The 25,160-nt window shown below is 33.8% G+C and carries 24 protein-coding genes and 1 tRNA gene; 16 read left to right on the top strand and 9 right to left on the bottom strand.

The genetic code is table 11. The annotated features are described in order from the left end of the window. The first annotated feature begins 21 nt into the window (after nt 1-21). Both ACTG3Y_RS07125 and ACTG3Y_RS07120 read left to right on the top strand, forming a co-directional pair. Nucleotides 22-1,695: an MFS transporter gene (locus ACTG3Y_RS07125; protein ID WP_439152236.1), complete on the top strand. Its 1,674-nt coding sequence runs from the start codon at nt 22-24 to the stop codon at nt 1,693-1,695. A gap of 10 nt (nt 1,696-1,705) precedes the next feature. Continuing rightward, nucleotides 1,706-2,716 (top strand): N(4)-(beta-N-acetylglucosaminyl)-L-asparaginase, encoded by a 1,011-nt coding sequence (locus ACTG3Y_RS07120; RefSeq protein WP_439152235.1) that lies wholly within the window; start codon nt 1,706-1,708, stop codon nt 2,714-2,716. Here ACTG3Y_RS07120 and ACTG3Y_RS07115 read toward each other — a convergent pair. Beyond that, nucleotides 2,713-4,125: an aldehyde dehydrogenase family protein gene (locus ACTG3Y_RS07115; RefSeq protein ID WP_439152234.1), complete on the bottom strand. Its 1,413-nt coding sequence runs from the start codon at nt 4,123-4,125 to the stop codon at nt 2,713-2,715. The genes ACTG3Y_RS07120 and ACTG3Y_RS07115 overlap by 4 nt on opposite strands. 277 nt (nt 4,126-4,402) lie before the next feature. Here ACTG3Y_RS07115 and ACTG3Y_RS07110 point away from each other — a divergent pair, with 277 nt between their 5' ends. After that, nucleotides 4,403-4,663: a hypothetical protein gene (locus ACTG3Y_RS07110; protein ID WP_439152233.1), complete on the top strand. Its 261-nt coding sequence runs from the start codon at nt 4,403-4,405 to the stop codon at nt 4,661-4,663. A gap of 64 nt (nt 4,664-4,727) precedes the next feature. Here ACTG3Y_RS07110 and ACTG3Y_RS07105 read toward each other — a convergent pair whose 3' ends face one another. Further along, nucleotides 4,728-5,231, bottom strand: a complete 504-nt coding sequence (locus ACTG3Y_RS07105) for a glutamate ligase domain-containing protein (RefSeq protein WP_439152232.1) — start codon at nt 5,229-5,231, stop codon at nt 4,728-4,730. 108 nt (nt 5,232-5,339) lie between these two features. Between ACTG3Y_RS07105 and polA the strand changes: the two genes are divergently transcribed. The 13 genes from polA to ACTG3Y_RS07040 all read left to right on the top strand — a co-directional run bounded on the left by polA (nt 5,340) and on the right by ACTG3Y_RS07040 (nt 21,125). Continuing rightward, nucleotides 5,340-8,183 (top strand): DNA polymerase I, encoded by a 2,844-nt coding sequence (gene polA / locus ACTG3Y_RS07100; protein WP_439152231.1) that lies wholly within the window; start codon nt 5,340-5,342, stop codon nt 8,181-8,183. Between the two features lie 42 nt (nt 8,184-8,225). Next, nucleotides 8,226-9,185, top strand: a complete 960-nt coding sequence (locus tag ACTG3Y_RS07095) for an L-threonylcarbamoyladenylate synthase (RefSeq protein WP_439152230.1) — start codon at nt 8,226-8,228, stop codon at nt 9,183-9,185. A gap of 158 nt (nt 9,186-9,343) precedes the next feature. Continuing rightward, nucleotides 9,344-9,799 carry a 50S ribosomal protein L13 gene (rplM, locus tag ACTG3Y_RS07090; RefSeq protein WP_439152229.1) on the top strand — a complete coding sequence of 152 codons (456 nt, stop codon included), beginning with the start codon at nt 9,344-9,346 and terminating at the stop codon, nt 9,797-9,799. After that, nucleotides 9,799-10,185, top strand: coding sequence for a 30S ribosomal protein S9 (rpsI, locus tag ACTG3Y_RS07085; RefSeq protein ID WP_439152228.1), 387 nt, complete (start codon nt 9,799-9,801; stop codon nt 10,183-10,185). The genes rplM and rpsI overlap by 1 nt, the downstream gene beginning before the upstream one ends. Nucleotides 10,186-10,394: 209 nt before the next feature. Further along, nucleotides 10,395-11,216 carry a 30S ribosomal protein S2 gene (gene rpsB / locus ACTG3Y_RS07080; RefSeq protein WP_439152227.1) on the top strand — a complete coding sequence of 274 codons (822 nt, stop codon included), beginning with the start codon at nt 10,395-10,397 and terminating at the stop codon, nt 11,214-11,216. Nucleotides 11,217-11,298: 82 nt separating this feature from the next. Continuing rightward, entirely contained in the window at nt 11,299-12,273 is a 975-nt protein-coding gene (tsf, locus tag ACTG3Y_RS07075) for a translation elongation factor Ts (protein WP_439152226.1), read from the top strand. A 123-nt stretch (nt 12,274-12,396) separates the two neighbouring features. Continuing rightward, nucleotides 12,397-13,104: a UMP kinase gene (pyrH, locus tag ACTG3Y_RS07070; RefSeq protein ID WP_439152225.1), complete on the top strand. Its 708-nt coding sequence runs from the start codon at nt 12,397-12,399 to the stop codon at nt 13,102-13,104. A 44-nt stretch (nt 13,105-13,148) separates the two neighbouring features. Beyond that, the gene (gene frr / locus ACTG3Y_RS07065) at nt 13,149-13,700 is read left to right on the top strand and encodes a ribosome recycling factor (RefSeq protein ID WP_439152224.1); all 552 of its coding nucleotides are present in this window, start codon (nt 13,149-13,151) and stop codon (nt 13,698-13,700) included. A 97-nt stretch (nt 13,701-13,797) separates the two neighbouring features. Then, nucleotides 13,798-15,042, top strand: coding sequence for a DUF5686 family protein (locus tag ACTG3Y_RS07060; RefSeq protein WP_439152223.1), 1,245 nt, complete (start codon nt 13,798-13,800; stop codon nt 15,040-15,042). A 76-nt stretch (nt 15,043-15,118) separates the two neighbouring features. Then, nucleotides 15,119-17,539, top strand: coding sequence for an efflux RND transporter permease subunit (locus tag ACTG3Y_RS07055; RefSeq protein ID WP_439152222.1), 2,421 nt, complete (start codon nt 15,119-15,121; stop codon nt 17,537-17,539). A 19-nt stretch (nt 17,540-17,558) separates the two neighbouring features. Further along, nucleotides 17,559-19,007, top strand: a complete 1,449-nt coding sequence (asnS, locus tag ACTG3Y_RS07050) for an asparagine--tRNA ligase (protein WP_439152221.1) — start codon at nt 17,559-17,561, stop codon at nt 19,005-19,007. Between the two features lie 26 nt (nt 19,008-19,033). Then, complete coding sequence (gene rpoN, locus ACTG3Y_RS07045) at nt 19,034-20,500, top strand: RNA polymerase factor sigma-54 (RefSeq protein WP_439152220.1); 1,467 nt, start codon at nt 19,034-19,036, stop codon at nt 20,498-20,500. Nucleotides 20,501-20,516: 16 nt separating this feature from the next. After that, on the top strand, nt 20,517-21,125 hold the full coding sequence (locus ACTG3Y_RS07040) for a hypothetical protein (protein WP_439152219.1): 609 nt from the start codon (nt 20,517-20,519) through the stop codon (nt 21,123-21,125). Here the strand turns inward: ACTG3Y_RS07040 and ACTG3Y_RS07035 are convergent. The 7 genes from ACTG3Y_RS07035 to ACTG3Y_RS07005 form a co-directional block, all read right to left on the bottom strand. Next, a complete protein-coding gene (locus ACTG3Y_RS07035) occupies nt 21,120-21,812 on the bottom strand; it encodes a porin family protein (protein WP_439152218.1) in 693 nt (230 codons plus the stop codon). The genes ACTG3Y_RS07040 and ACTG3Y_RS07035 overlap by 6 nt on opposite strands. Nucleotides 21,813-21,899: 87 nt before the next feature. Continuing rightward, nucleotides 21,900-22,364 (bottom strand): ExbD/TolR family protein, encoded by a 465-nt coding sequence (locus ACTG3Y_RS07030; RefSeq protein ID WP_439152217.1) that lies wholly within the window; start codon nt 22,362-22,364, stop codon nt 21,900-21,902. A gap of 11 nt (nt 22,365-22,375) precedes the next feature. Next, nucleotides 22,376-22,990: an ExbD/TolR family protein gene (locus ACTG3Y_RS07025; protein ID WP_439152216.1), complete on the bottom strand. Its 615-nt coding sequence runs from the start codon at nt 22,988-22,990 to the stop codon at nt 22,376-22,378. A gap of 6 nt (nt 22,991-22,996) precedes the next feature. Next, nucleotides 22,997-23,437, bottom strand: a complete 441-nt coding sequence (locus tag ACTG3Y_RS07020; RefSeq protein WP_439152215.1) for a hypothetical protein — start codon at nt 23,435-23,437, stop codon at nt 22,997-22,999. Between the two features lie 16 nt (nt 23,438-23,453). Continuing rightward, nucleotides 23,454-24,224 carry a MotA/TolQ/ExbB proton channel family protein gene (locus ACTG3Y_RS07015; RefSeq protein ID WP_439152214.1) on the bottom strand — a complete coding sequence of 257 codons (771 nt, stop codon included), beginning with the start codon at nt 24,222-24,224 and terminating at the stop codon, nt 23,454-23,456. A 75-nt stretch (nt 24,225-24,299) separates the two neighbouring features. After that, nucleotides 24,300-24,387 (bottom strand) — tRNA-Ser (locus ACTG3Y_RS07010). 77 nt (nt 24,388-24,464) lie between these two features. Continuing rightward, the coding region (locus ACTG3Y_RS07005) for an asparaginase (RefSeq protein ID WP_439152213.1) at nt 24,465-25,160 on the bottom strand (696 nt) is incomplete at its 5' end.

The following is a 25,160-nucleotide window of genomic DNA, read 5'->3' as shown; positions in this document are numbered from 1 at the left end:
ACTAACTAACTCTAACTCAATATGAGCAATCAAAACAACAAATCGGCATTAGCCACCTTAGTGACGGTTTTCTTTTTCTGGGGATTTATAGCGGCATCGAATGGTGTTTTTATCCCATTTTGTAAAACTTACTTTAATATTGATCAGTTTCAATCACAATTAGTAGATTTTGCGTTTTACGGAGCATATTACATTGGCGCCTTACTGCTCTTTATTATGTCTGGATCTATTAAAAAAGACATCATGAATAATTGGGGTTACAAAAACGGAATTATTTATGGTCTCTTACTATCTGCTATAGGTGCATTTGTAATGTATCCTGCAACAGCTGGTGCAGAACAAGGTCAAACAGGTGTTTTTTATTTGGTGCTCATCGCCTATTTTATAGTAGCTCTGGGTTTTTCATTACAACAAACTGCAGCTAATCCCTTTGCCATAGCCTTGGGAGATCCTAAAACCGGTTCGCATCGTTTGAATCTGGCAGGCGGAATCAACTCATTTGGAACAACCATTGGACCTGTAGTAGTAAGCCTTGTCATCTTTGGGTCTGCATCCTGGAGTACCGATGAACTTGCCAGTATGATAGCTAATAATGAAATTACTTTAGTAACCGTACAAACTTTATACTTAGGTGTAGGCGCTTTATTTTTAGTTGCGGCTGCATTATTCTTTTTTTCTAAAAAATTACCGGCATTAAAATCAGACACCGCATTTGAACCTGCAAACAAAGCACGAAATTTATTAATCCTATTAACATTAGTTATTATAGGATGCTTTGGATACATATTTAGCACCTATGCAGGAGATGTTGTTGCTACTGAAAGTTTAGAAGAAACGCGATTAATTGTATTATTTATAGCGCTTTTCGCTGTAATAGCTGCTGTTTTTACAGCAAATTCTAGTGCAACAAAAAAACCTGCAGGTTGGGGAGCCATGAAATATCCTCAACTGGTTTTAGGAATGCTTGCTATTTTTATGTATGTCGGTGTCGAAGTTACTATTGGTAGTAATCTTGGTGAACTCTTAAAGCAGGGAGTCGGTGAAACAGGATTAAATTCACTTGGATTACCAGTACTTAACGATTCACAACTTGGTATATACATTTCTTTGTATTGGGGCGGATTAATGATTGGCCGTTGGGTTGGTGCTATAACCGTTTTTGAACCAAGTAAAAGTCTAAAAAAAGCCCTATTAATCATTGTTCCTTATGTTGCTTTTGGAGTTATTCTCTCTGTAAATTATATCGGAGGTAATGAATTTTCTATTAACGAAATCTTATTTTTTACCATTTGTATTGCAGTCCAAATTTTTGGATTCTTTCTAGCAAAAGACAGACCGGTTAAAACACTAAAAATATTCAGTTTATTTGGTATTATAGCCATGCTAATTGGCTTATTTGCTTCAGGAAATGTGGCGCTGTTCGCATTCTTATCTGGTGGTTTATTCTGCTCTATTATGTGGCCTTGCATATTTACATTGAGTATTGCTGGTTTAGGAAAATATACGTCTCAAGGCTCAGCATTTTTAATTATGATGATATTAGGTGGAGCTATTATTCCGCCTGTACAAGGGAAATTGGCTGATGTGTATAATATTCAGTCCTCTTATTGGATTGCAGTGGCTTGTTTTATTTACCTCTTGTTTTATGCTTATAGAACCAAAACAGTATTAGACAAACAAGGCGTAACCTATTAAAAATTAAATTATGAAAAGAAGACAATTCATTAAAAATGCCTCTTTAACTGGTGTTGGATTAGCTGTTGGTGCTACGCTTAGTTCATGTGAGGATAAAAATTCTAAAACTGAAACAAAAGAAAATAAAGAGTCAGTTGCTGACTTAAAAGGCCTACCATTAGTTATTGCTACTTGGGATGTAAAAGATGCTACAGCAAAAGCAATGGAAGTATTACAAGCAGGAAGCAATGCCCTAGATGCCGTAGAACAAGGTTGCAGAGTTGAAGAAGCTAATGAAAAAGGTCAATCAGTTGGTAAAGGCGGTTTACCAGACAGAGATGGTAACGTGACTTTAGATGCTTGCATTATGGATAAGCATGGGAACTGTGGTTCAGTGGTTTATCTTCAGAACATAACACATGCGGTCTCAGTAGCACGCAAGGTTATGGAAGATACGCCACACGTTATGTTAGCGGGAGAAGGTGCCAAACAATTTGCTATTTCAAGTGGATTTAAGCCTGAGGATTTACTAACAGAAGCATCAAAAGAAGCCTGGGAGAAATGGAAAATTGAAGCGAAATACAAACCCATCATCAACATAGAAAATCACGATACAATTGGCATGTTAGCCATTGACAAAAATGGAGATATTTCTGGGGCTTGCACTACAAGTGGTCTGGCCTACAAAATGGGAGGCCGTGTTGGTGATTCGCCAATCATTGGTTCTGGATTATTCGTTGATAACGAAATTGGCGCATGCGTAGCAACTGGTTTAGGTGAAGAAGTTGTAAAAATTGTTGGTAGCTTTTTAGTCGTAGAACTCATGCGCCAAGGTAAATCACCTCAAGAGGCCTGTGAAGAAGCTATTAGTAGAATTGTTAATAAGCCAAATAGTAATTACAAAGATTTCCAGGTGGGTTATATAGCTGTAAATAAAAAAGGAGAAACAGGAAGTTATGCTATTCATCAATGGTTTAGTATGACGAAGTTTCAAGATGGGGTGAATGAGCAAATTCAGTCTGATTTTTTTAATAAAGCTTAAAACCACTTAATCGTAAATTTGGCTAATTTTTCTTTTAAGCCCGTATAAGGGGGAAATAAAAGTTCTGTAACACCAAAGGTGTGTTGTTTAATAACGGCACGCTCGTTACTAAATGCTTTAAATCCAAAAAAGCCATGACTCTTACCGATACCACTATTATTGGTGCCACCAAATGGTAAATTATGATTGGCATAATGAATAATATTATTGTTAATACAAGTACCACCAGATCTTGTATTTTGCATAACTTCTTTAATATTAGAGCTACTCTTACTATAGATGTATAGTGCTAATGGTCTTTCTTTAGAATTTATATAAGCTATGGCTTCGTCAAGTGTTTTATAAGTTACAATTGGCATTATTGGTCCAAAAATTTCTTCTTGTAATAGTGCAGCCTCTTCTTTAAGATTAGAAATAATAGTTGGCGCTATGTAATTAGATTCTTTGTGTATTTCGCCTCCAGATTCAATTGTGGCATCTAATGTTTTAGCATTATCAATATAAGATTTCAGGCGTTCAAAATGTTTTGTAGTTACTATTCTTCCATAAGAAGCTGATTGCTTTGGGTTTTCAGAAAAAAACTGATTGAGCCATTTTAAACAAGCATATATAAAATCTTCCTTAAGACTTTCATCGATTAAAACATAGTCTGGGGACACACAGATCTGACCAGCGTTTAAAAATTTTCCCCATACTATTTTCTTAGCTGCTTTATCAATACTAGATGTCTTATCTACAATTGTAGGCGACTTACCTCCTAGTTCTAAAGTTACAGATGATAGATTTTTTGCTGCTGCGGTCATCACGATCTTACCAACATTTGGTGAACCCGTAAAAAATATATGGTTAAATGGTAATTTTAATAACTCGGTAGAAACCTCAGCTTCACCTTCTACTAAAGCAACTTCATCATCATTAAATACATCTTTTATAATTTTAGCCATTAATGCAGATGAATGTGGAGTCATTTCAGAAGGCTTAATAATTACAGTGTTACCAGCAGCTATAGCAGAAACTAATGGACCAAAAGTAAGGTTGAATGGAAAATTCCATGGAGAAATTATTAAACAAACACCTTTAGGCTCATAGATATAGTAAGAACTAGAACCCAACATAGATATTGGAGTGTTTACCTTTTGTTTACGCATCCATCTGCGCAAATGCTTTTTGGCATATTTAATATCTCCTAAAATTTGATAAACTTCAGAGAGTTCTGTCTCCACTTTAGGTTTACCTAAATCCTTAAATAAGGCCTCTCTAATTTCATTTCTGTAGGTATATTCTATCGCTCGCTGAAGTGCATTTAGCGTCTTAACTCTTTGATTATAAGTCCTTTTACCAATTTTAAACTGATTCTCTTTTTGTCTTATAAATAAATTATAGTATGTATTGTTCTTTATATCATTCATAAATCTAGGTGGTATTTACTGGGATTCAAGCCGTTTTTGTGTATTTCATCGCTGATTCTTAATTAAAATAACTGTTAATCCTGTACTTAATTAATTTTAACTAAAATACTGCCTGTTTCTAAGGTCTACAAGCTAATTTTGTGTATTTCGTCGATGTTTTTTACGAACGATTTCCAATTATCTAGTTATCGTCTTGTTTCGTCCAGAAATTTCTACATCATCATATATGTTATGTTTCTTTGAATCGAAGTTAAAACAAATATAGCTTCCAACAATTATGAAAAAAGGTTTAGTAATTATATTATTTTTAACAATGTCTTTAGCAGGGTTTGCTCAGCAAAATGTTATTACTGGTAATGCTACTAAACTAGTTGAATCTGCAAAAACAGAGAAGCCTGAAACTAAGAAATTAAGCATTTCTAATAAAGCACAGGCTAAAGTTATTAAACTCAATCACAAAAAAAGTAACGAAATTATTAGTATCAAAGCATACAGAAAAAGTCTACAGATTAAAGTAAAAACTGTGAAGCTTTGCTAAGATTTAAATAAATAATATTTAAAAAGCCGAAACTTACGTTTCGGCTTTTTTGTTTCTGTCCTCCTTACACCAGATTTAATTCTCCTCTTGCTTCCTGTTCCTTTAACTCCTTTACTAAATCCAATGCATCTTGCACTACATCACTACATAATATAATCAGTGATCCTTTAATTGCATTTTTAACAGCAAACTTAATAGCCTCCTTTTCAGATGGAATTATAGTGGTCTTTTTATTAGGATCTTTCTTCTTAATACCATCATCATGCATTTTAATAAGTTCCTCTTCTGTCTTTCCTCTTAAGCGCTTGTCTTGACGAATTATAATTTCGTCAAACATTTCGGCAGCAATACTTCCAATTTCATTATTATCTTCAACGCGTCTATCACCTATACCAGCGATGATTCCCACTTTTACACTGGCGTCTAATTCGTCTGTAAATTTCTGAAGTGCGCGCATTACTACAGCATTATGCGCAAAGTCTAATAAAATTGAAAAATCTAGCTCTTGGTTTGAAATAGAACGCATACGATAACATAATTGATTGTCTTCAATTATATTTTTGAGCAAAGAAAGTCGGAGTAGGGACCGGCTTTCTTTTTGTTCATTTTTTACTTTCTCAATCTTTCATTTCAAGAGTTAAGTTTCGTAGTTTTATAGACTTCAAAATTTAATGTCATGTCAGACCAAAAACGTCTCTTTCTTGTTGATGCTTACGCACTTATTTTTCGTGGGTATTATGCCTTTATAAAAAATCCAAGAATTAATTCTAAAGGAGAAGATACCTCAGCCATAATGGGTTTTATGAATTCACTTTTAGATGTTATAAAACGAGAACGACCAGATCATTTAGCCGTTTGCTTTGATAAGGGAGGAAGTGTTGATCGTGTAGAAATGTTTGAAGCCTACAAAGCCAATAGAGATGAAACACCAGAAGGTATAAGAACAGCTGTGCCTTATATCTATGAGATCTTAAAAGCCATGCACATTCCAATAATGGTTAAGGAAGGTTACGAAGCAGATGATGTTATTGGCACCTTATCTCGCCAAGCTGAAAAAGAAGGTTATAAAACCTATATGGTAACACCTGATAAAGATTTTGCTCAATTAGTGACGGAAAATATATTCATGTACCGACCTGTTTTTGGTGGTGGTTATGAAACCTGGGGCATCCCAGAAGTACAGAAGAAATTTGAAGTCACTGATCCAATGCAAGTGATAGATTATTTAGGAATGATGGGAGATGCCTCAGATAACATTCCTGGCTTACCAGGTGTTGGCCCTAAAACAGCCAAAAAGTTTTTGGCAGCTTATGGCAGTATGGAAGGTTTACTCGCCAATACACATGAGTTAAAAGGTAAAATGAAAGAGAAAGTTGAAGCCAATGGTGAGCTGGGTTTATTATCTAAAAAACTAGCAACCATCATGCTCGATGTTCCTGTTAAGTTTAATGCTAAAGAATTTGAATTAGACCATCCAGATATTGAAAAAGTAAAGGAAATTTTTCAAGATTTAGAATTTAGACGATTGACCGATAATTTCTTAAAAACATTTTCTACTGAAGCTTCAGCACCAACATCTGAAACTTCAGAAAAGAAAGTGGCTCCAAAAACAACTTCTAAAGAACAAAAATCTGCTGGAGCAGGACAGTTTTCATTGTTCGGTGGAGATGCCTCAGATACAGCAGACGAAGTTTCAGAATTTACACGGAAAACATCAGAAACAACATCGCATTTTTACCAGAGTGTTGCTCCTGGTATGGCTACCAAGCTTTTTATTAAGAATTTAATGAATCAAACTTCGGTATGTTTTGATACGGAAACTACAGGATTAAATCCATTAGCCGCCGAATTGGTTGGAATAGCATTTTCTTGGGAAACTGGTAAAGGATTTTACATGCCTTTTCCTGAAGATCGAAATGAAGCTCAAGAACTTATTGAAGAGCTACGACCATTTTTTGAAAGTGAAAGCATCGAAAAAATAGGTCAGAATTTAAAATATGATATCAAGGTTTTAGCCAAATACAATATTGAAGTCAAAGGGAAATTATTCGATACCATGTTGGCGCATTATCTCATCAATCCAGATATGCGACACAATATGGATGTGTTGGCAGAGACTTATCTTAACTATACTCCTATATCTATTACAGAGTTGATTGGTAAAAAAGGAAAGAATCAATTGTCTATGAGAGAGGTTTCCTTAGAAAAACAAACGGAATACGCTGTTGAAGACGCTGATATTACCTTACAACTTAAAGAACATTTTGAAAAAGAATTAGGCGAGGCGAATACTCAAAAACTGTTTGATAAAATTGAAATTCCATTATTACGCGTATTAGCAGCTATGGAATTAGAAGGTATTAATCTAGACTGTGATTTTCTGAATTCTCTTTCTGAAGCCCTGGATAACGATATCAAAGATTTAGAAACAAAAATATATAAGACAGCTGGTGAAGAATTCAATATTGCATCACCAAAGCAACTAGGAGTCATCCTTTTTGAAAAAATGAAGCTGGTGGACAAGCCTAAAAAAACCAAAACTGGTCAGTATTCTACAGCCGAAGATGTACTGAGTTATTTGGAAAAAGACCATGAAATCATTCAACAAGTTCTGGATTTTAGAGGCCTAAGCAAATTGAAGAGCACTTATGTCGATGCTTTACCGTTGCAAGTTGAAGAATCAACAGGTAGAGTGCATACCGACTATATGCAAACCGTAGCAGCTACTGGTCGTTTAAGTAGTAATAATCCAAACTTACAAAATATCCCAATCCGCACAGAACGTGGTCGTCAAGTGCGTAAAGCATTTATTCCAAGAAATGAATATTATACGTTGTTGGCTGCAGATTACTCTCAGATAGAATTACGAATTAATGCGGCATTAAGTGAGGAAGAAACCATGATTGAGGCATTTAAACGTGGTGAGGATATCCATGCGTCAACGGCTTCTAAAGTTTTTAATATCCCAATTACAGAAGTGTCGCGAGATCAACGTAGTAATGCAAAAACGGTCAATTTCGGAATTATATATGGTGTGTCTGCTTTTGGTTTAAGTAACCAGACTGATTTGTCCCGTATAGAATCTAAAGAATTAATTGATACGTATTATGAAACTTACCCTAAGCTAAAAGCGTACATGAGCAAACAAGTGGATTTTGCTAGAGATCATGGTTATGTGCAGACAGTTTTAGGTCGTCGTCGTTATTTAAAGGATATTCATTCGCGTAATGCTGTGGTACGTGGAGCAGCAGAACGAAACGCTGTGAATGCGCCAATACAGGGAAGTGCTGCAGATATCATTAAAATCGCAATGATAAATATTTATGATAAACTTCGAGTTGGTAATTACAAATCCAAAATGCTTTTACAAGTCCATGATGAATTGGTATTTGACATCTACAAACCTGAATTAGAAGACATAAAAAATCTCATAAAAACGGAAATGGAAAATGCCTATGAGCTTTCCGTGCCATTAGATGTAGATTTAGATATTGGAGATAATTGGTTGGAAGCACATTAAAACTTCACTTTTTTGAAGTAATATTGCAATCAATTATCAAGGATGAGTATTATTTCTAAAGACATAGCAAAAGCTGTTGCATTATTATCTGCAGAAAACGTTGTAGCCATACCTACTGAAACAGTCTACGGTTTGGCAGGAAATATCTATTCAGAAAAAGCCATTAGAACTATTTTTGAAACAAAACAGCGTCCGTTTTTTAATCCACTTATCGTTCATATTGCTTCAACTTCATGTTTAGATAAGATTGTAGCTCATATTCCTAAAAAAGCAAAATTACTGGCTGAAGCCTTTTGGCCAGGACCAATTACACTAGTCTTAAAAAAGAAAGCCGTTATACCAGATGTAATAACTGCTGGTAAAGATACAGTTGCCGTTAGAATTCCAAATCATCCAGTAATATTAGAACTTTTAAACCAACTAGAATTTCCATTAGCAGCACCAAGTGCTAATCCGTTTAATAGTATTAGTCCAACAACAGCCATTCATGTTGAAACCTATTTTAAAGATAAAATAAAAATGGTTTTAGATGGTGGACCTTGTAAAAGCGGGATAGAATCTACAATTATCGGTTTTGAAAATGATGAACCTATTATTTATCGTTTAGGCTCTACTTCTATTGAAGCCATTGAGAACGTAGTTGGAAAAGTAGAAATAAAAAACAAAAAAGAAATAGCACCAGATGCACCAGGAATGTTAGAGCGCCATTATGCGCCTACAACTAAAACAATATTATCAGATAATATTGAGGACAGTATTTTGCCATATAAAAATAAGCGAGTTGGTATCATTACCTTTAAATCTTCTATAATTAATGATACTGTTGAATTTCAAATTGCATTGTCAAAAAGCGGCGATTTAACAGAAGCTGCTTCAAAACTTTATAATGCATTACATCAATTAGATGCACTAAATCTTGATATAATTATTGCCGAAAAATTTCCAGATTATGGTTTAGGAAAATCTATTAATGATAGATTGAATAGAGCAACTAAAAATTAAGGCATCAAACACTGTAAAAAACGATCTAATATTCAGTTTAAAAAAACATTACTCAACTCTTGGTTATTCAATTGTTTATCGTAAATTTGCAAACTCTTTTTCGGAAGAGAAATGTATAATCTTTTGTGCTATTAGGCACAATATTAAATCAAATTAGTGTGGATACATTAAGCTACAAAACAGTTTCTGCTAACAAAGCTACCGTTAATAAGGAGTGGGTTTTAGTTGATGCTGAAGGACAAACTTTAGGTCGCTTAGCTTCGAGAGTAGCAATACTTTTAAGAGGTAAGCACAAACCTAATTTTACGCCACACGTTGATTGCGGTGATAACGTCATTGTTGTAAACGCAGAAAAAATCAACTTAACTGGTAACAAGTGGACAGAGAAAAGTTATATCCGTCACACAGGTTATCCAGGTGGTCAAAGAAGCTTGACTGCTACTGAAATGTTTGAGAAAGACCCAACCAGATTAGTAGAAAAGTCAGTAAAAGGAATGTTACCTAAAAACAAATTAGGTGCTGTTCTTTTTAGAAACTTAACAGTTGTTTCTGGAACTGAGCACGCTCACGAAGCGCAGAAACCAAAAGCAATTAAATTAAACGAAATTAACTAATGGAAGTAATTCACAAAATTGGCCGTAGAAAGACGGCTGTTGCTCGTGTGTACGTTGCCAAAGGAAAAGGTAACATCACGGTGAACAAAAAAGACATGGCGGAATACTTTACTACTGGAACGCTTCAGTATAAAGTAAACCAACCTATAGCCTTGACTAACAATGATGGCAACTTTGATATTACTGTTAACGTATATGGAGGTGGTATCACCGGCCAGGCAGAAGCAATACGTTTGGGACTTTCGCGTGCAATGTGCGAGTTAGATCCTGAAAACAGAGCAATATTAAAGCCAGAAGGTCTATTAACTAGAGATCCAAGAATGGTAGAGCGTAAGAAATTCGGACAGAAGAAAGCGCGTAAGAAATTCCAGTTCTCTAAACGTTAATATCCAACAATACTTAATTCAGAATCTGAATATTCAGATTCTGAATTATTTTATTTTATTGAAATCGCTGAATAGTTCAGCAAAATTAAAACCAGTTATTGTTGTCCACAATGGAAACATTGGGATTTAGTTTAGCATCTAAATGGTTAAGGCAAGCGCAAGCAACCACTTAATCATTGCTAATTCAACAGAACGTAAACTAATACAAAATGGAAAAAGTAGAAGTAAAAGAACTACTAGATGCAGGTGTACACTTCGGTCACCTCACACGTAAATGGAACCCAAACATGGCTCCTTACATTTATATGGAACGTAATGGTATCCATATTATCAACCTATACAAAACAGCAGCTAAAATTGATGAAACTTGTGCGGCATTAGCTAAAATTGCAGCATCAGGGAAAAAGATTTTATTCGTTGCTACTAAAAAACAAGCTAAGGACATCGTTGCTGAAAAAGCAGGTGCTGTTAACCAACCTTACATTACAGAACGTTGGCCAGGTGGAATGTTAACTAACTTTGTCACTATTAGAAAAGCTGTTAAGAAAATGGCGTCTATTGACAGAATGAAGAAAGATGGAACATTCAATTCTTTATCAAAGAAAGAACGTTTACAAGTAAATCGTCAACGTGCTAAATTAGAAAAGAATTTAGGTTCAATTTCTGATATGACTCGTTTACCAGGCGCCTTATTTGTAGTTGATATCATGCGTGAGCATATTGCTATTAAGGAAGCTCAGAAATTGAACATTCCAATTTTTGCAATGGTAGATACTAACTCTGATCCACGTGAAGTTGACTACTTGATTCCATCTAACGACGATGCATCAAAATCAATAGATAAAATTTTATCTATCGTTGCATCTGCAGTAGAAGATGGATTAAACGAAAGAAAAGCAGAGCGTGCAGAAAAAGAAGGTAAAGCTCAAAAAAATGAAGCTGCACCAGTAAAGGCAGAAGCTAAGAAGGAAGCAAAACCAGCTGCAAAGAAAGCTGAAAAAGCTCCAGTAGCAGCTCAAGAAGAAGAATAAATAACATTTATACAATATTAAAAGTCATTTAATTCTTTTCAACTCGAAAATTAATTGAATGACTTTTTAAATTTTAAAAACTATGGAAAATACTGTAAAAGTTACAGCAGCAGAAGTAAACAAGCTAAGACAAGCAACTGGTGCTGGTATGATGGATTGTAAAAAAGCTTTGGTTGAGGCTGGTGGTGATTTTGATAAAGCCATTGAAGTTTTACGAAAAAAAGGACAAAAAGTTGCAGAAAAAAGAGCCGACAGAGATTCTTCTGAAGGAGCGGCTTTGGCAAAAATTAATTCTGATAATACGTCTGGTGTAGCAATCGTTTTAGGATGCGAAACTGATTTTGTTGGTAAAAATGAAAAGTTTGTAGCATTGGCTAATCAATTTGCAGAAATTGCACTAAACCACAATACTAAAGAAGAATTTTTAGCAGCTGACTTCGAAGGAATGACAGTTGCAGAAAAATTAACCGAACAAACTGGTGTTATTGGCGAAAAACTAGATATCACTGCTTTTGAAAAGTTAGATGCACCATATGTAGGACAATATGTTCACATTAATAAAATTGCTGCTTTAGTAGGTTTATCTGCAAAAGTTGACAACGTAGAAACTTTAGTTAAAGACGTTGCTATGCAAGTCGCTTCTATGGGAGCAACGACTTTATCTTACAAAGATTTCGATCCTGCTTTTGTAGCTTCAGAAACTGAAGCGCGTATCGCGGTAATTGAAAAAGATAATATCGAGTTAGGCCGTTTAGGTAAAACCTTAAAGAATGTACCAAAGTACATTTCTATGGCACAATTAACTCCAGAAGTTTTAGCTGAAGCCGAAGAAGCTGCAAAAGCAGAATTAAAAGCTGAAGGAAAGCCAGAACAAATCTGGGACAGAATTTTACCAGGTAAAATGGAACGATTTATTTCTGACAATACCACTTTAGATCAAGAACAGTGTTTATTAGATCAGAAGTTTATTAAAGATGAAAAGCAAACTGTTGCTGAGTACGTTAAAACTTATGGTGATGTTGAAGTTACTGGTTTTAAAAGAGCTACAGTAGGATAATATTTAGATTTAAACTTTGTATATATATAAAAGCCTCTCAATTATGGGAGGTTTTTTTTGCATTTTTTTCACTTTTACACCTGCTAATAATTATGTAGCTTTGTTGAACTTTCAAAATCACACATGAAATACAAAAGAATACTGCTTAAATTATCTGGTGAAGCTTTAATGGGCAATCGCCAATATGGTATAGATCCTGAACGCTTAGCTGAATATGCAAAAGATATTAAGGAGATTACAGACTTAGGTGTTGAGGTTGCTATCGTTATAGGTGGTGGTAATATTTTTAGAGGTGTTGCTGGAGCAATGAATGGCATGGATCGTGTGCAAGGAGATCATATGGGTATGTTAGCTACCGTTATTAATGGTTTAGCATTACAAAATGCTTTGGAAGATGCTGGTGTAAAAACACGACTTCAAACGGCTATAAAAATTAATGAAGTAGCTGAGCCTTTTATAAGACGTAAAGCCATGAGTCACCTTAATAAAGGAAGAGTAGTTATTTTTGGTGGAGGAACAGGAAATCCTTATTTCACAACAGATTCAGCTGCAGTACTCAGAGCGATAGAAATAGAGGCTGATGTTATTTTAAAAGGCACTCGTGTAGATGGCATCTATACTGCAGATCCAGAAAAAGATATTACAGCAACTAAATTTGATCATATAACATTTGATGACGTATTGCGTAAAGGGCTTAAGGTAATGGACACAACAGCATTCACTTTAAGTCAAGAAAATAAATTACCAATTATTGTTTTCGATATGAATAAGAAAGGGAATTTACTTAAAGTGGTTTCAGGCGAAAATATTGGAACAGTAGTTAATCTATAAATTTGGCTTAACTTTTGATATCCCTCAATTAAAATTTGATTATTATGGACGAAATTAAATTTATTATAGACACCACTCAAGAAGCTATGGATTCTGCCATGAAGCATCTTGAAAAGCAATTGGTTAACATTAGAGCTGGTAAGGCAAGTCCTGCAATGCTAGGAAGTGTAATGGTAGATTACTATGGTTCTCAAACACCATTAAACCAAGTTGCAAATGTAAATACACCAGATGGCAGAACCATTTCTGTTCAACCATGGGAAAAAAGTATGCTACAAGAAATAGAGCGTGGCATTATGTTGGCCAACTTAGGTTTTAACCCAATGAATAATGGTGAGACTATAATTATTAATGTACCACCTCTAACCGAAGAACGTCGTAAAGATTTAGCAAAACAGGCAAAAGCTGAGGCAGAGGACGCAAAAATTGGCGTAAGAAATGCTCGTAAAGAGGCAATGAATGAGCTTAAAAAAGCTGATGTCTCTGAAGATTTACAAGGAAATGCGGAGATAGACGTACAAGAATTAACTGATACTTACGTTAAGAAGATAGATGATATTCTAGACGTCAAAGAAAAAGAAATAATGACGGTTTAGTTTCCTGAAAAGAATATGACATCCCAAAATTTTGGGATGTTTTATTAATAATATACTTGTAATGCATAAACCTCTATTTGTTGCTTTTTTTCTGCTAATGGCAACAATTAGCTACGGACAAGAGCCAAAACTCAAAAAGCAAGATTCTACGCAAAGAGCGCAAGACTCTATAAAAAAAGCAGATTTTCTAAAAAATATTGGTAATGGTTTTTTACCATTTAACTACTTCAATGCTGACTTACGATACCTTATAAAATTTAATCAATATGAAGGTATAAGAACTGGATTAGGAGGTGAAACCAATGACAAATTTTCAAAACGGTTTAGAATAAACTCTTACATTGTCTATGGTTTTAGAGATAAAAATTTAAAGTACAAAATCGGAGGAGGTTTTAGAATAAATGAAACTACAAGTACCTGGATAAATTTAGCCTATACTGATGATCTACAGGAAACTGGGAGTTCTAATTTCTTAACTGATAAGCGGTTTTTTACCTTTTTTGAACCGCGCCTTTTAAATATAGATTTGTTTCATAGACATATCACAAAATCCATTTCTGCAGAACATAAATTCACTAAGAATTTAGTATCAGAATTACAATTGGCAGTTAGTAAAATTGATCCAACCTATCAATATAATTTTGTGTTAGATGATAATAGTTTCCAAAACTATGACCTCAGTATAGCAAAATTAAGTTTGCAGTGGAGTCCTTTTGATACTTATAGAAAAGGCAAAAATGATGTGATAGAAACAAAAGAGGGTTATCCTAAATTTACCTTACAATTAACCCAAGGATTTAAATCTGTGTTTGGTAGCGACTTTAATTTCTCTAAATTGGATTTTAGAACCGTTCATCAATTTAATCACATTAATGAATCATTCACAAATATTACTTTGGTTGCTGGTATTGCTGGTGGTGAAACTCCAATAACACATTTATATCATGCCTACCCTAACAACATAAGAAAAGAAACCATATTACAACGATTTTCTGTTGCAGGATTAAATAGCTTTGAAACCATGTACTTTAATGAATTCTTTAGCGATAAATTTTCTACACTTCAGTTGAAACATACCTTTAGAAGGTTTAAAATTACTGAGCGATTTAGACCTCAACTTGTACTAATTTCTAGATATGCTCTTGGAGATATGAATAGCATAGACAGACACGAAGGCATTAGTTTTAATACGCTTAACAATCTCTACTCCGAATCGGGTTTTGAAATAAACAAGCTGCTCTTAGGTTTCGGCCTGAGTTTTGCCTACAGATATGGAGGCTATCACCTACCTAATTTAGAAGATAATATTGCGTTTAAATTCACCTTTAATATTTCAATTTAATAAGTATTATATTCCTGTTAATTCAATGGCTAATCCTTAGGTTTTTTCTACCTTTGCGGCTCATTTCAAACAATGCATGTTTAAACTATTAACAACAGGTTTTTGGGAAGCTGTTGCGAGACTAATACTTCGTAACAAAATTTTCATTCTTATAGCCATAATATTAGCTACTCTGTTTTTAAGCATGCAATGGAAACATATGCGTTTCACCTACACTGAAGCCAATATGTTACCTGATGAGCATGAGGTAAATGTTACCTATAATGACTTTCTTAAAATATTTGGAGAAGAAGGCAACTTAATTGTACTTGGTGTCAAAGATTCGAGTTTATTTTCTGTAAAACAATTTAACGCATGGAATGCTCTTGCGGAATCATTTAAATCTTACGATGAAGTAGAAACGGTAGTATCTATTAAAGATCTTCAAAAATTGGTTAAAAATACTAAAGAAAAGCAATTTGATTTAGAGCCATTTATTAAAGATTCTATTACTAGTATTGAACAAATTAACGCTCTACAGGATGAGCTATTTAATAAATATCCTTTTTACGATAACTTTTTGTTTAATGCTGAAACAAAAACTATAAGAACAGCAATATATCTTAAAAAGGATATTGTAAATACTTCTGCCAGAAAAGACTTTATTATTGAAGATCTTGAGTCTAAAATAGAGCGTTTTGAAAGTAATACAGGGTTAGATGTAAGGGTATCAGGTATGCCATACATAAGAACTTTAAACTCACAGAACATAGTTGATGAAATTGGATTGTTTATTGGTGCTGCGCTTTTAATAACATCTTTAATTTTCTTTTTATTCTTTAGATCCTTTAGAGCAACTTTTATATCACTTATAGTTGTTTGTGTTGGAGTGATGTGGACATTTGGGATATTAGGTCTTCTGGGATATGAAATTACTGTCCTAACAGCTTTAATACCACCACTAATTATTGTTATTGGTATTCCAAACTGTATATTCTTAATAAACAAATACCAACATGAGGTTAAGTCTCATGGTAATAAAGTTAAATCATTACAACGTGTAATTACCAAAGTTGGTAACGCTACATTAATGACAAATGTCACTACAGCTTCTGGTTTTGCAACATTTATTTTAACTGAAAGCAAGCTTTTAAAAGAGTTCGGTATCGTTGCATCACTAAGCATATTGGCCATTTTCATATTATGCTTACTTATAATTCCTATAATCTACACCTTCTTACCATATCCAAAAGATCGTCATTTAGAACATCTTAATAAACGTTGGATAGGTGGATTCGTAGATTGGATGGAACGTATGGTAAAGCATAAAAAGATTACAATCTATGTTACTGCACTTATCTTAATAATTGTTAGTATGATTGGTATGAATCAGATAAAAATCTCTGGGAGTCTTATTGAAGATATGCCTCAAAACAAACAGTTCTTTAAGGATATTCGCTTTTTTGAAAATGAATTCAATGGAATAATGCCATTAGAAATTATGGTAGACACCAAACGTAAAAAAGGTGTTATGAAATTGTCTACTTTGAAAAGGATGAATGAGCTCGAAGATCTAATTTTAGAAACACCAGAGTTATCAAAACCAATTTCTGTAGTCAGTTTAGTAAAATATAGCAAGCAAGCTTATTACAATGGTAATCCAAAATATTATCAATTACCAACCAGTCAAGAAAACAGTTTTATACTTTCATATGCAAAAAACTCTACTTCAGAAGTAGATTTATTAAGGAATTTTGTAGATAGCACAGGTCAGTATGCTCGCATAACAACGTTTATGAAAGATATAGGTACTGATAAGATGGAACGTATTCAGGAAAACCTTCAAAACAAAATTAATAAAGCTTTTCCAAAAGAACGATACGAAGTAACTATGACTGGTAAAGCTCTAGTTTTTCAAAAAGGAACAAAGTATTTAGTACGGAATTTAGTAATCTCTTTAACTCTTGCTATTTTCCTTATTTCCTTGTTTATGGCCTATCTCTTTCGTTCGTTTAGAATGATTATTGTTTCTCTCATTCCGAATCTACTTCCATTGTTAGTTACTGCTGGTTTAATGGGCTATGTAGGAGTACCGATAAAGCCATCGACTATATTAGTATTTAGTATCGCTTTTGGTATTTCGGTTGATGACACTATTCATTTTCTAGCAAAATACAGACAAGAATTACAAGCTAATCATTGGAAAATAAGAAAATCTGTATATGCAGCACTCAGAGAAACTGGCGTTAGTATGTTCTATACCTCTATTGTTTTGTTCTTTGGTTTTTCTGTATTCACAATATCTAGTTTCGGTGGTACGGTAGCTTTAGGGGCATTGGTGTCAATAACATTACTTTTTGCTATGTTATCTAACTTGTTGCTATTACCATCGCTATTATTATCTTTAGAGCGAAATATTGCAAACAAAGAAGTTTTAAGAGAGCCTGCAATTAATATCATACCTTCAGAGGATGATGACGAAATTAGTATAGAAAAAGACGAAGAAAATTTATCTTAGTATTCAAAATAAATAAACAATGACAACAAAAACCGTAGCAGAATTATTGTCGCAAGACATGAGTTTAAAGGATGTTACCTTTCAGGATATTACCGTAAAAGGATGGGTAAGAACATTTAGGGCAAATCGTTTTATTGCCTTAAACGATGGTTCTACCATTAATAATATTCAGTGTGTTGTTGATTTTGAAAATTTTGATGAAAATCTATTAAAACGAGTCACAACAGGAGCGGCTATTAATGTAACCGGTGAATTAGTAGAAAGCCAGGGAAAGGGACAATCGGTTGAAATACAAGTTAAGGAACTTGAGGTTTTAGGAGACTCAGATCCAGAAACCTATCCTATTCAACCCAAAAAACACACCTTCGAATTCTTAAGAGAAAATGCACATTTACGCACTAGAACGAGCACATTTAGTGCTGTAATGCGAATAAAATCTGCATTATCCTTTGCTGTTCATAAATATTTTACTGAGAACGGTTTTTACAATATGCACACTCCTATAATTACTGGGAGTGATGCCGAAGGAGCAGGTGATATGTTTCGTGTAAGTACCTTAGATGCTAAAAATCCTCCTTTAACAGAAGATGGTGAAGTAAACTATAAAGAAGACTTTTTTGGTAAAGAAACTAACCTTACAGTTTCGGGTCAGTTAGAAGCCGAGACTTATGCCATGTCTTTGGGTAAGGTTTATACGTTTGGACCAACATTTAGAGCCGAAAATTCAAATACGTCGCGACACCTAGCAGAGTTCTGGATGATTGAACCTGAAGTTGCCTTTATGGATTTAGCAGGTAATATGGATTTAGCGGAAGACTTCTTAAAGTCGGTTTTAAACTATGTCCTTGAGCAAAATAAAGAAGATTTAGACTTTTTAGATAAGCGATTGCAAGACGAAGAAAAACGATTACCACAAGCACAGCGCGGCCCTATGAACTTAATTGATAAAATTAAGTTTGTGGTTGACAATAACTTTAAACGTGTTAGTTACACTGAGGCTATTGACATTCTTAGAAATAGTAAGCCAAATAAGAAGAAAAAGTTTAAGTATCGTATAGAAGAATGGGGAGCAGACCTACAAAGTGAGCACGAACGTTTCTTAGTAGAAAAACACTTCAAGTGTCCTGTTATTCTTTTTGATTATCCTGCAAACATTAAAGCATTTTATATGCGTTTAAATGAAGATGGGAAAACCGTAAGAGCAATGGATATACTTTTTCCTGGTATAGGTGAAATGGTTGGAGGATCTCAACGTGAAGAACGTTTAGAAGTATTAAAGGAAAAAATGAAAGCTTTAGATATACCTAAAGAAGAATTGTGGTGGTATTTAGATTTACGTAAATACGGTACTGCAGTCCATTCAGGTTTTGGTTTAGGATTTGAACGTCTTGTTATGTTTGCTACAGGAATGAGTAATATTAGAGATGTAATTCCTTATCCAAGAACACCGCAGAATGCGGAGTTTTAATTATTTTTATTGCTAACAATAATTTTATGTCCCTAAAACAGTATTTACAATTTAAACTATCTCAAAAGCTGTCTCCGCAGCAGATTCAGCTCATGAAGCTGATTCAGTTGCCTACACAAGCATTTGAGCAACGTTTAAAGCAGGAATTAGAAGAAAACCCTGCGTTAGATACTGGAAAAGAATCTGATGCCACAGAAGATGAGTATGATGATTTTGATAATTCTACCGATGAATATGATGACAACGACACTATTGAAGCAGAAGATATTAATATTGATGAATATTTGAGTGATGATGAAATCCCAGATTATCGTACACACGCTAATAATTACAGCTCAGATGACGAAGATAAAAGTGTACCATATGCAGCAGGCACATCATTTACTCAACATTTAATAAACCAGTTAAATACATTTAGACTTTCTGATGATGAGGAAGAAATTGCATATTTCTTAGTCGGAAGTGTTGATGAAAGCGGTTACATACGCAGGTCTTTATCTGATATTACAGATGATTTGGCTTTTACACAAAACGTATTCACCACTGAAGAAGAAATTGAGAAAGTACTTAAAGTAGTACATCAATTAGATCCTGCCGGAGTTGGTGCTAGAAATTTACAAGAGTGTTTAAGTATACAACTGCATCGTAAAGAGCAAAATCCTGATATAGAAATGGCAATAGCTATTATTGATAAAGGATTTGAGCAGTTCACAAAAAAACACTACAAAAAATTAATGCAAAAATTTAACATCGATGAGGAACAACTCAAAGATGCCATAGAAGAAATTGAACGCCTTAACCCCAAACCAGGTGGATCTTATGCTGGTAATAATAAAATTGTAGAACATATCGTACCAGACTTTGCCATAAAGATTGTTGATGGTGAATTAGAGTTAACACTTAATGGCAGAAATGCCCCGGAACTTCATGTGTCTAGAGAATACAATAACATGCTAAAAGGCTACAAGGACACCAAGAAAAAGTCTAAAGCACAGAAGGATGCTGTAATGTTTATTAAGCAGAAGTTAGACGCTGCCAAATGGTTTATAGAAGCTGTGAGGCAACGTCAGCAAACACTTTTTGTAACTATGAGCTCTATAATGCATTATCAGAAAGAATATTTCTTAACTGGCGATGAGCGAAAATTACGCCCAATGATACTAAAAGACATAGCGGATGAAATAGAAATGGATGTCTCTACAGTGTCACGTGTTGCTAATAGTAAATATGTAGATACGCCATATGGTACAAAATTAATTAAAGAGTTCTTTTCTGAGTCTATGACTAATTCTGAAGGTGAAGAAGTATCAACTCGCGAGATTAAAAAAATCTTAGAAACTGTAATTGAGAACGAAAACAAAAAGAAACCATTAACAGATGAAGCCCTTTCTAAAATTTTAAAAGAAAAAGGGTATCCAATTGCAAGGCGAACAGTAGCAAAATATAGAGAACAATTAGATATTCCTGTTGCGCGTCTTAGAAAGAAGATTTAACGCTTATATTTATTAGATGAAAAATTATATTTTAAAAGGAATCTCTTTTGTTTTTCATCCTTTGATTATGCCTTTACTTGGCGTTTTATTTTACTTTTCAAAAACACCACGATTTATACCTGAGCCAGTAATGAAGGCTAAGATATTTTCAATAGTTATACTTACAATTATACTTCCTATTTTACTCTTCTATTTATTGAAAACTATAAATAAAGTAGACACTATCTATTTAAAATCAACCAAGGAACGTCTCATACCACTTTTTATTAATTGTATAATCATAACACTTATATTAATAAGAGTATTACCACCTAATGAAATCATTGAATTGTATTATTTTTTCCTTGGTATTTTATGCTCTACTCTAGCTTGTTTGATTCTTGCGGTATTTAAGATAAAAGCAAGTATACATATGATTGCCGTTTCTGGGTTTTTTATGTACGCGATTGCACTAGCAGTTCACTATCAAATAAACATTAACGGAAGTGTCGCTCTAATCTTAATTATAATGGGTGCCATTGCAACCTCAAGGCTTCATTTAAAGGCACATACGAGTTATGAATTAATTATAGGTATTTTCACAGGACTGTTCCCTCAGCTAATTCTCCTTAATTATTGGCTATAAGATATAGAACATTAGTCCTATTTTAATGGACTTCATGTCTATTGATTTATCTTCTAACTGGGCAGAACTATCAAGGATTGGGTTTAGACCATAATAAAGATGAAAATTCCAGGTACCATAACCAACACTGAGTGTTAAACCATATTGCAAATTATTAAAGTCGCTTATTTGGGAAAGGTTATTGCTCCCTTCATTACTATTAAACTTGGTAGTGTTATAAATAAGATAACCCAATTTAAAACCTGTGTAAATACGCCAAAAATTATATTCAGTTGGTGTAGAAGTCCTCCACCTCAATTCAAAAGGCACTTCAACCAAATAGGTAGTAAATTTATTTTTGGATACATTAATCTCGCTCTCATTAATAACACTATAGATATATTCTTTATTTACCTCATCAATATAAAGATTTTGGTTATAGGAGTTTGTAGAAATACCTATTCCCAATCCTAGAGCAAAATTTCTATCCTTATTAATTGGCATATCTCTAATAAATCCAAAATGAAAACCTGTTGAAAATCCACTCTGAGATACATTACTTGGCTTATTATTAAGTAGATTATAGGTTACAGACGCATAGAATTGATCTTCTCTGTACTTTTCATAATCATTCTTACTCGTGTTTATATTCTGAGAAACACTTGAATATCCTATTAAACATGCAAATAGAAAAAGGTAACACTTCATATTTATAAATCTACAAAATCTTTAGATAGATTTTAATAAAAAACGCCCTGAGTATTCAGGGCGTTTTTTTAAAATTAAGAATTAATACTATTGTTCAGCTTTTGTGTTTGTAATGTACATTACCTTTAATGCGTTAGCTTTTCTAAGTTCTTGTTTAATGTCAGAAACTAATCCGGCATTAGTCTCTTTATCTACTTTGAGACCAACCACAACTTTACTCTGCAATTCCTCATTCATATCTGCTATGGCTTGAAGAACTGCTGGCTTTACATCTTCTACACCAACAAACGCATCATTAATCTGAATACGTGCTTCCGTACCAAATTTTTTGTATTGACTACTTGGTTTACCTGCAAAAATAAACGTAGTTCTATCTTTTTTCAGTTTTTCTACTTGATCTGCAGATGGTAATCTATTTTCAATCATTAAAGAGCTATCTCTCATTACAGTTGCTACCATAAAAAAGAAAAGCAACATAAATACAATATCGGGTAAGGATGCCGTTGAAATTGCTGGCAATTCACTTTTACCTCCTTTTTTAAATTTTGACATAATTGTTACTTTTAATTCTTATCTGGTTCTGCTTCTGAAAGTTTCATTGGGAATAATTCCTTTATTCTTTCTATTTGCTCATTTAATTTATCATCTTTTTTAAATTGATTCTTTTCTTTTTCCTCTAACATAGATTTAAAAGATCTATTAAAAAGACGTTGCGCTTCACGTTCTCGCAATATATTATAAGCTGCTACAAGTTCGTTTTGAACCTCAATATACTTATCATAGGATGTTTCTCTATCATGCTTCATAGAGATAATTGCTTTATCAGGATGATCGGAGGAACTCTCTGAACGTTTTCCTTTACAATATGTACAAGATTCACCTGCTGCGTTAGTACTTCCTCCATTATCTAGGAAATCTATAGCTGCTTGTCTTAGGTCTTTCAACTCCATTTCTTCTTCTTCAACAAGCAATTGGTTATTACGGTTTATAAGTACAGTAAATAGATTTTTCTGCTTAATAATTGGAGGTTCTGTTTCCGTATCATCAATAGGTGGCAAACTTCTTAATATACCTTTGTCTTTTTCAATTGTAGTTGTTACTAAGAAAAAGATAAGTAATAAGAAGGCAATGTCAGCCATTGATCCTGCATTTACTTCGGGTGCTGCTCTTTTTGCCATAAATATTTATTTACTAATTACTTTTTTAACTCCTGAAAAAATCATTGTTAATGCTGCAACAACAATTAGCACGTAAAATGCTGTTAGTCCTGCTCCAACCATATGTGATTGTGTGTCTGAGGCAAAACCTTCTTGAAGTTTATATTGTCTTGTGTCGCCACCTGCAACAACATATGAAATAATTAATACTGCTGCAAAAGCACCTACACCTATTAAAGTGTTCTTAAGACCTGATGTATTTGTAAATAGATTTTTAATTACAAAAACTACCACAAATAATAAAACTAGTCCTAATATAATGTAAGCAATCCAAGCCATTGGCTCAACAAGACTAGCCTTTTCGCCTGTCTCAATTGCTTCGTCACCGGCTGCAATAATTCTTATCAAGGATACAATCCCAGCTAAACTCAGAAAAGCGGCTACTATTTTTAATATTTTATGTAACATAATTTATGTGGTCTTTTTATTTTTTGTGTCTTACTAATAAGTCCATCAATGTAATTGATGCATCTTCCATATCATTAACAATACTATCTATTTTAGCAATGATATAGTTATAGAAAATTTGCAATATAATTGCTACAATAAGACCAAATACTGTTGTTAAAAGTGCCACCTTAATACCACCTGCTACTAAAGAAGGTTGCATATCACCAGCTGCTTCAATTTTATCAAAGGCCTGAATCATACCGATTACTGTACCCATGAAACCAAGCATTGGTGCTAAGGCAATAAATAAAGAAATCCAAGATACATTCTTTTCTAATTGTCCCATTTGTACCCCTCCGTAAGCTACAACAGCTTTTTCTGCAGCGTCGATATCTTCGTCTGCTCTATCTAGTCCTTGATAGAAGATTGAAGCTACAGGTCCTTTAGTATTTCTACATACTTCCTTTGCTGCCTCGATTCCACCAGATGCTAATGCATCCTCTACATTTTGAGTTAATTTTTTTGTGTTTGTTGTTGAAAGATTTAAAAAGATAATTCTCTCTATAGCGATTGCTAATCCAAGAATTAAACACAATAATACAATACCCATAAAGCCAGGGCCACCTTCAATAAAACGCTTTTTTAATTCTTGATGGAAACTCAAATCTTCTGAAGCAGTTTCTTCAGCTTGAGTTACGCTAGTTACTGTTGTTGTTGCTGTTGCGAATGTTGTAGTTGCATTTGCATTAACAGTTCCGATAGCCATTAAACATGTTATGGCAAGGATAGAAAATAATCTTTTCATTGTTCTTAATCTTAATTTTATTAGTTAAAGTGTTAAAGATAAAAAAAATAATGTAACTATTGCCTAAAATATAAGCAGAGAGGAAGGGATTCGAACCCTCGATACCCTTTTGGAGTATACACACTTTCCAGGCGTGCGCCTTCGACCACTCGGCCACCTCTCTGTAAATTTTATTCAAAAAAGTTACAGTGTGCCAAATAACAAAAAAAACTTCAAACACTAAAATTTAAGTCGTTAATTTTAGGACATTTCTCCGCGTAATGGCTTTTCAAAATAAAATTTAAATTCTTCAGATTTTATTTTATAGCCCAACAAATACATTAGTTTAACAACAGCTGCCTCTGTCGTAATATCTTTACCAGATATAACACCAATTGTTTTTAGCTCTGAGCTAGTCTCGTACTGTCCCATTGCTACACTACCACCAGAACATTGTGTTACATTTATAATATGTAGCCCATTATTTATTGAATCTTTTAATAACTCAATAAACCAATTTTCTGTCGTTGCATTACCAGATCCGTAGGTTTCGAGAATAAGTCCTTTTAGATTTTTAGTGTTTAATACCGCTTCTACAATGGGTTGCGAAATACCTGGAAATAGTTTTAGTATTCCTATGTTAGTATCCATTGCAGTTCTTACTATTAATTTATCTTTGAAAGTTTCTCGTCTTAGAAATTCAAAATTTACTTTTAGATGAACACCAGATTCTGCCAGATTAGGAAAGTTTGGAGAATCAAAAGCTTCAAAATGTTCTGCATTTATTTTTGTAGTTCTATTTCCTCTGTATAATTTATATTCAAAGTACAAACATACTTCTCTTATCACAGGTTTGCTGTCAATTTGCAAACTTGCTACTTGTATTGAGGTAATTAAATTCTCTTTAGCATCTGTTCTTAAATCTCCAATAGGCAATTGCGAACCTGTAAATATTAC

This window comes from Winogradskyella sp. (genome assembly GCF_965656915.1).
Classification (GTDB): domain Bacteria; phylum Bacteroidota; class Bacteroidia; order Flavobacteriales; family Flavobacteriaceae; genus Winogradskyella.
Note: the sequence above shows the minus strand (reverse complement) of the source record. Positions and strands in the feature narration are given on the sequence as shown.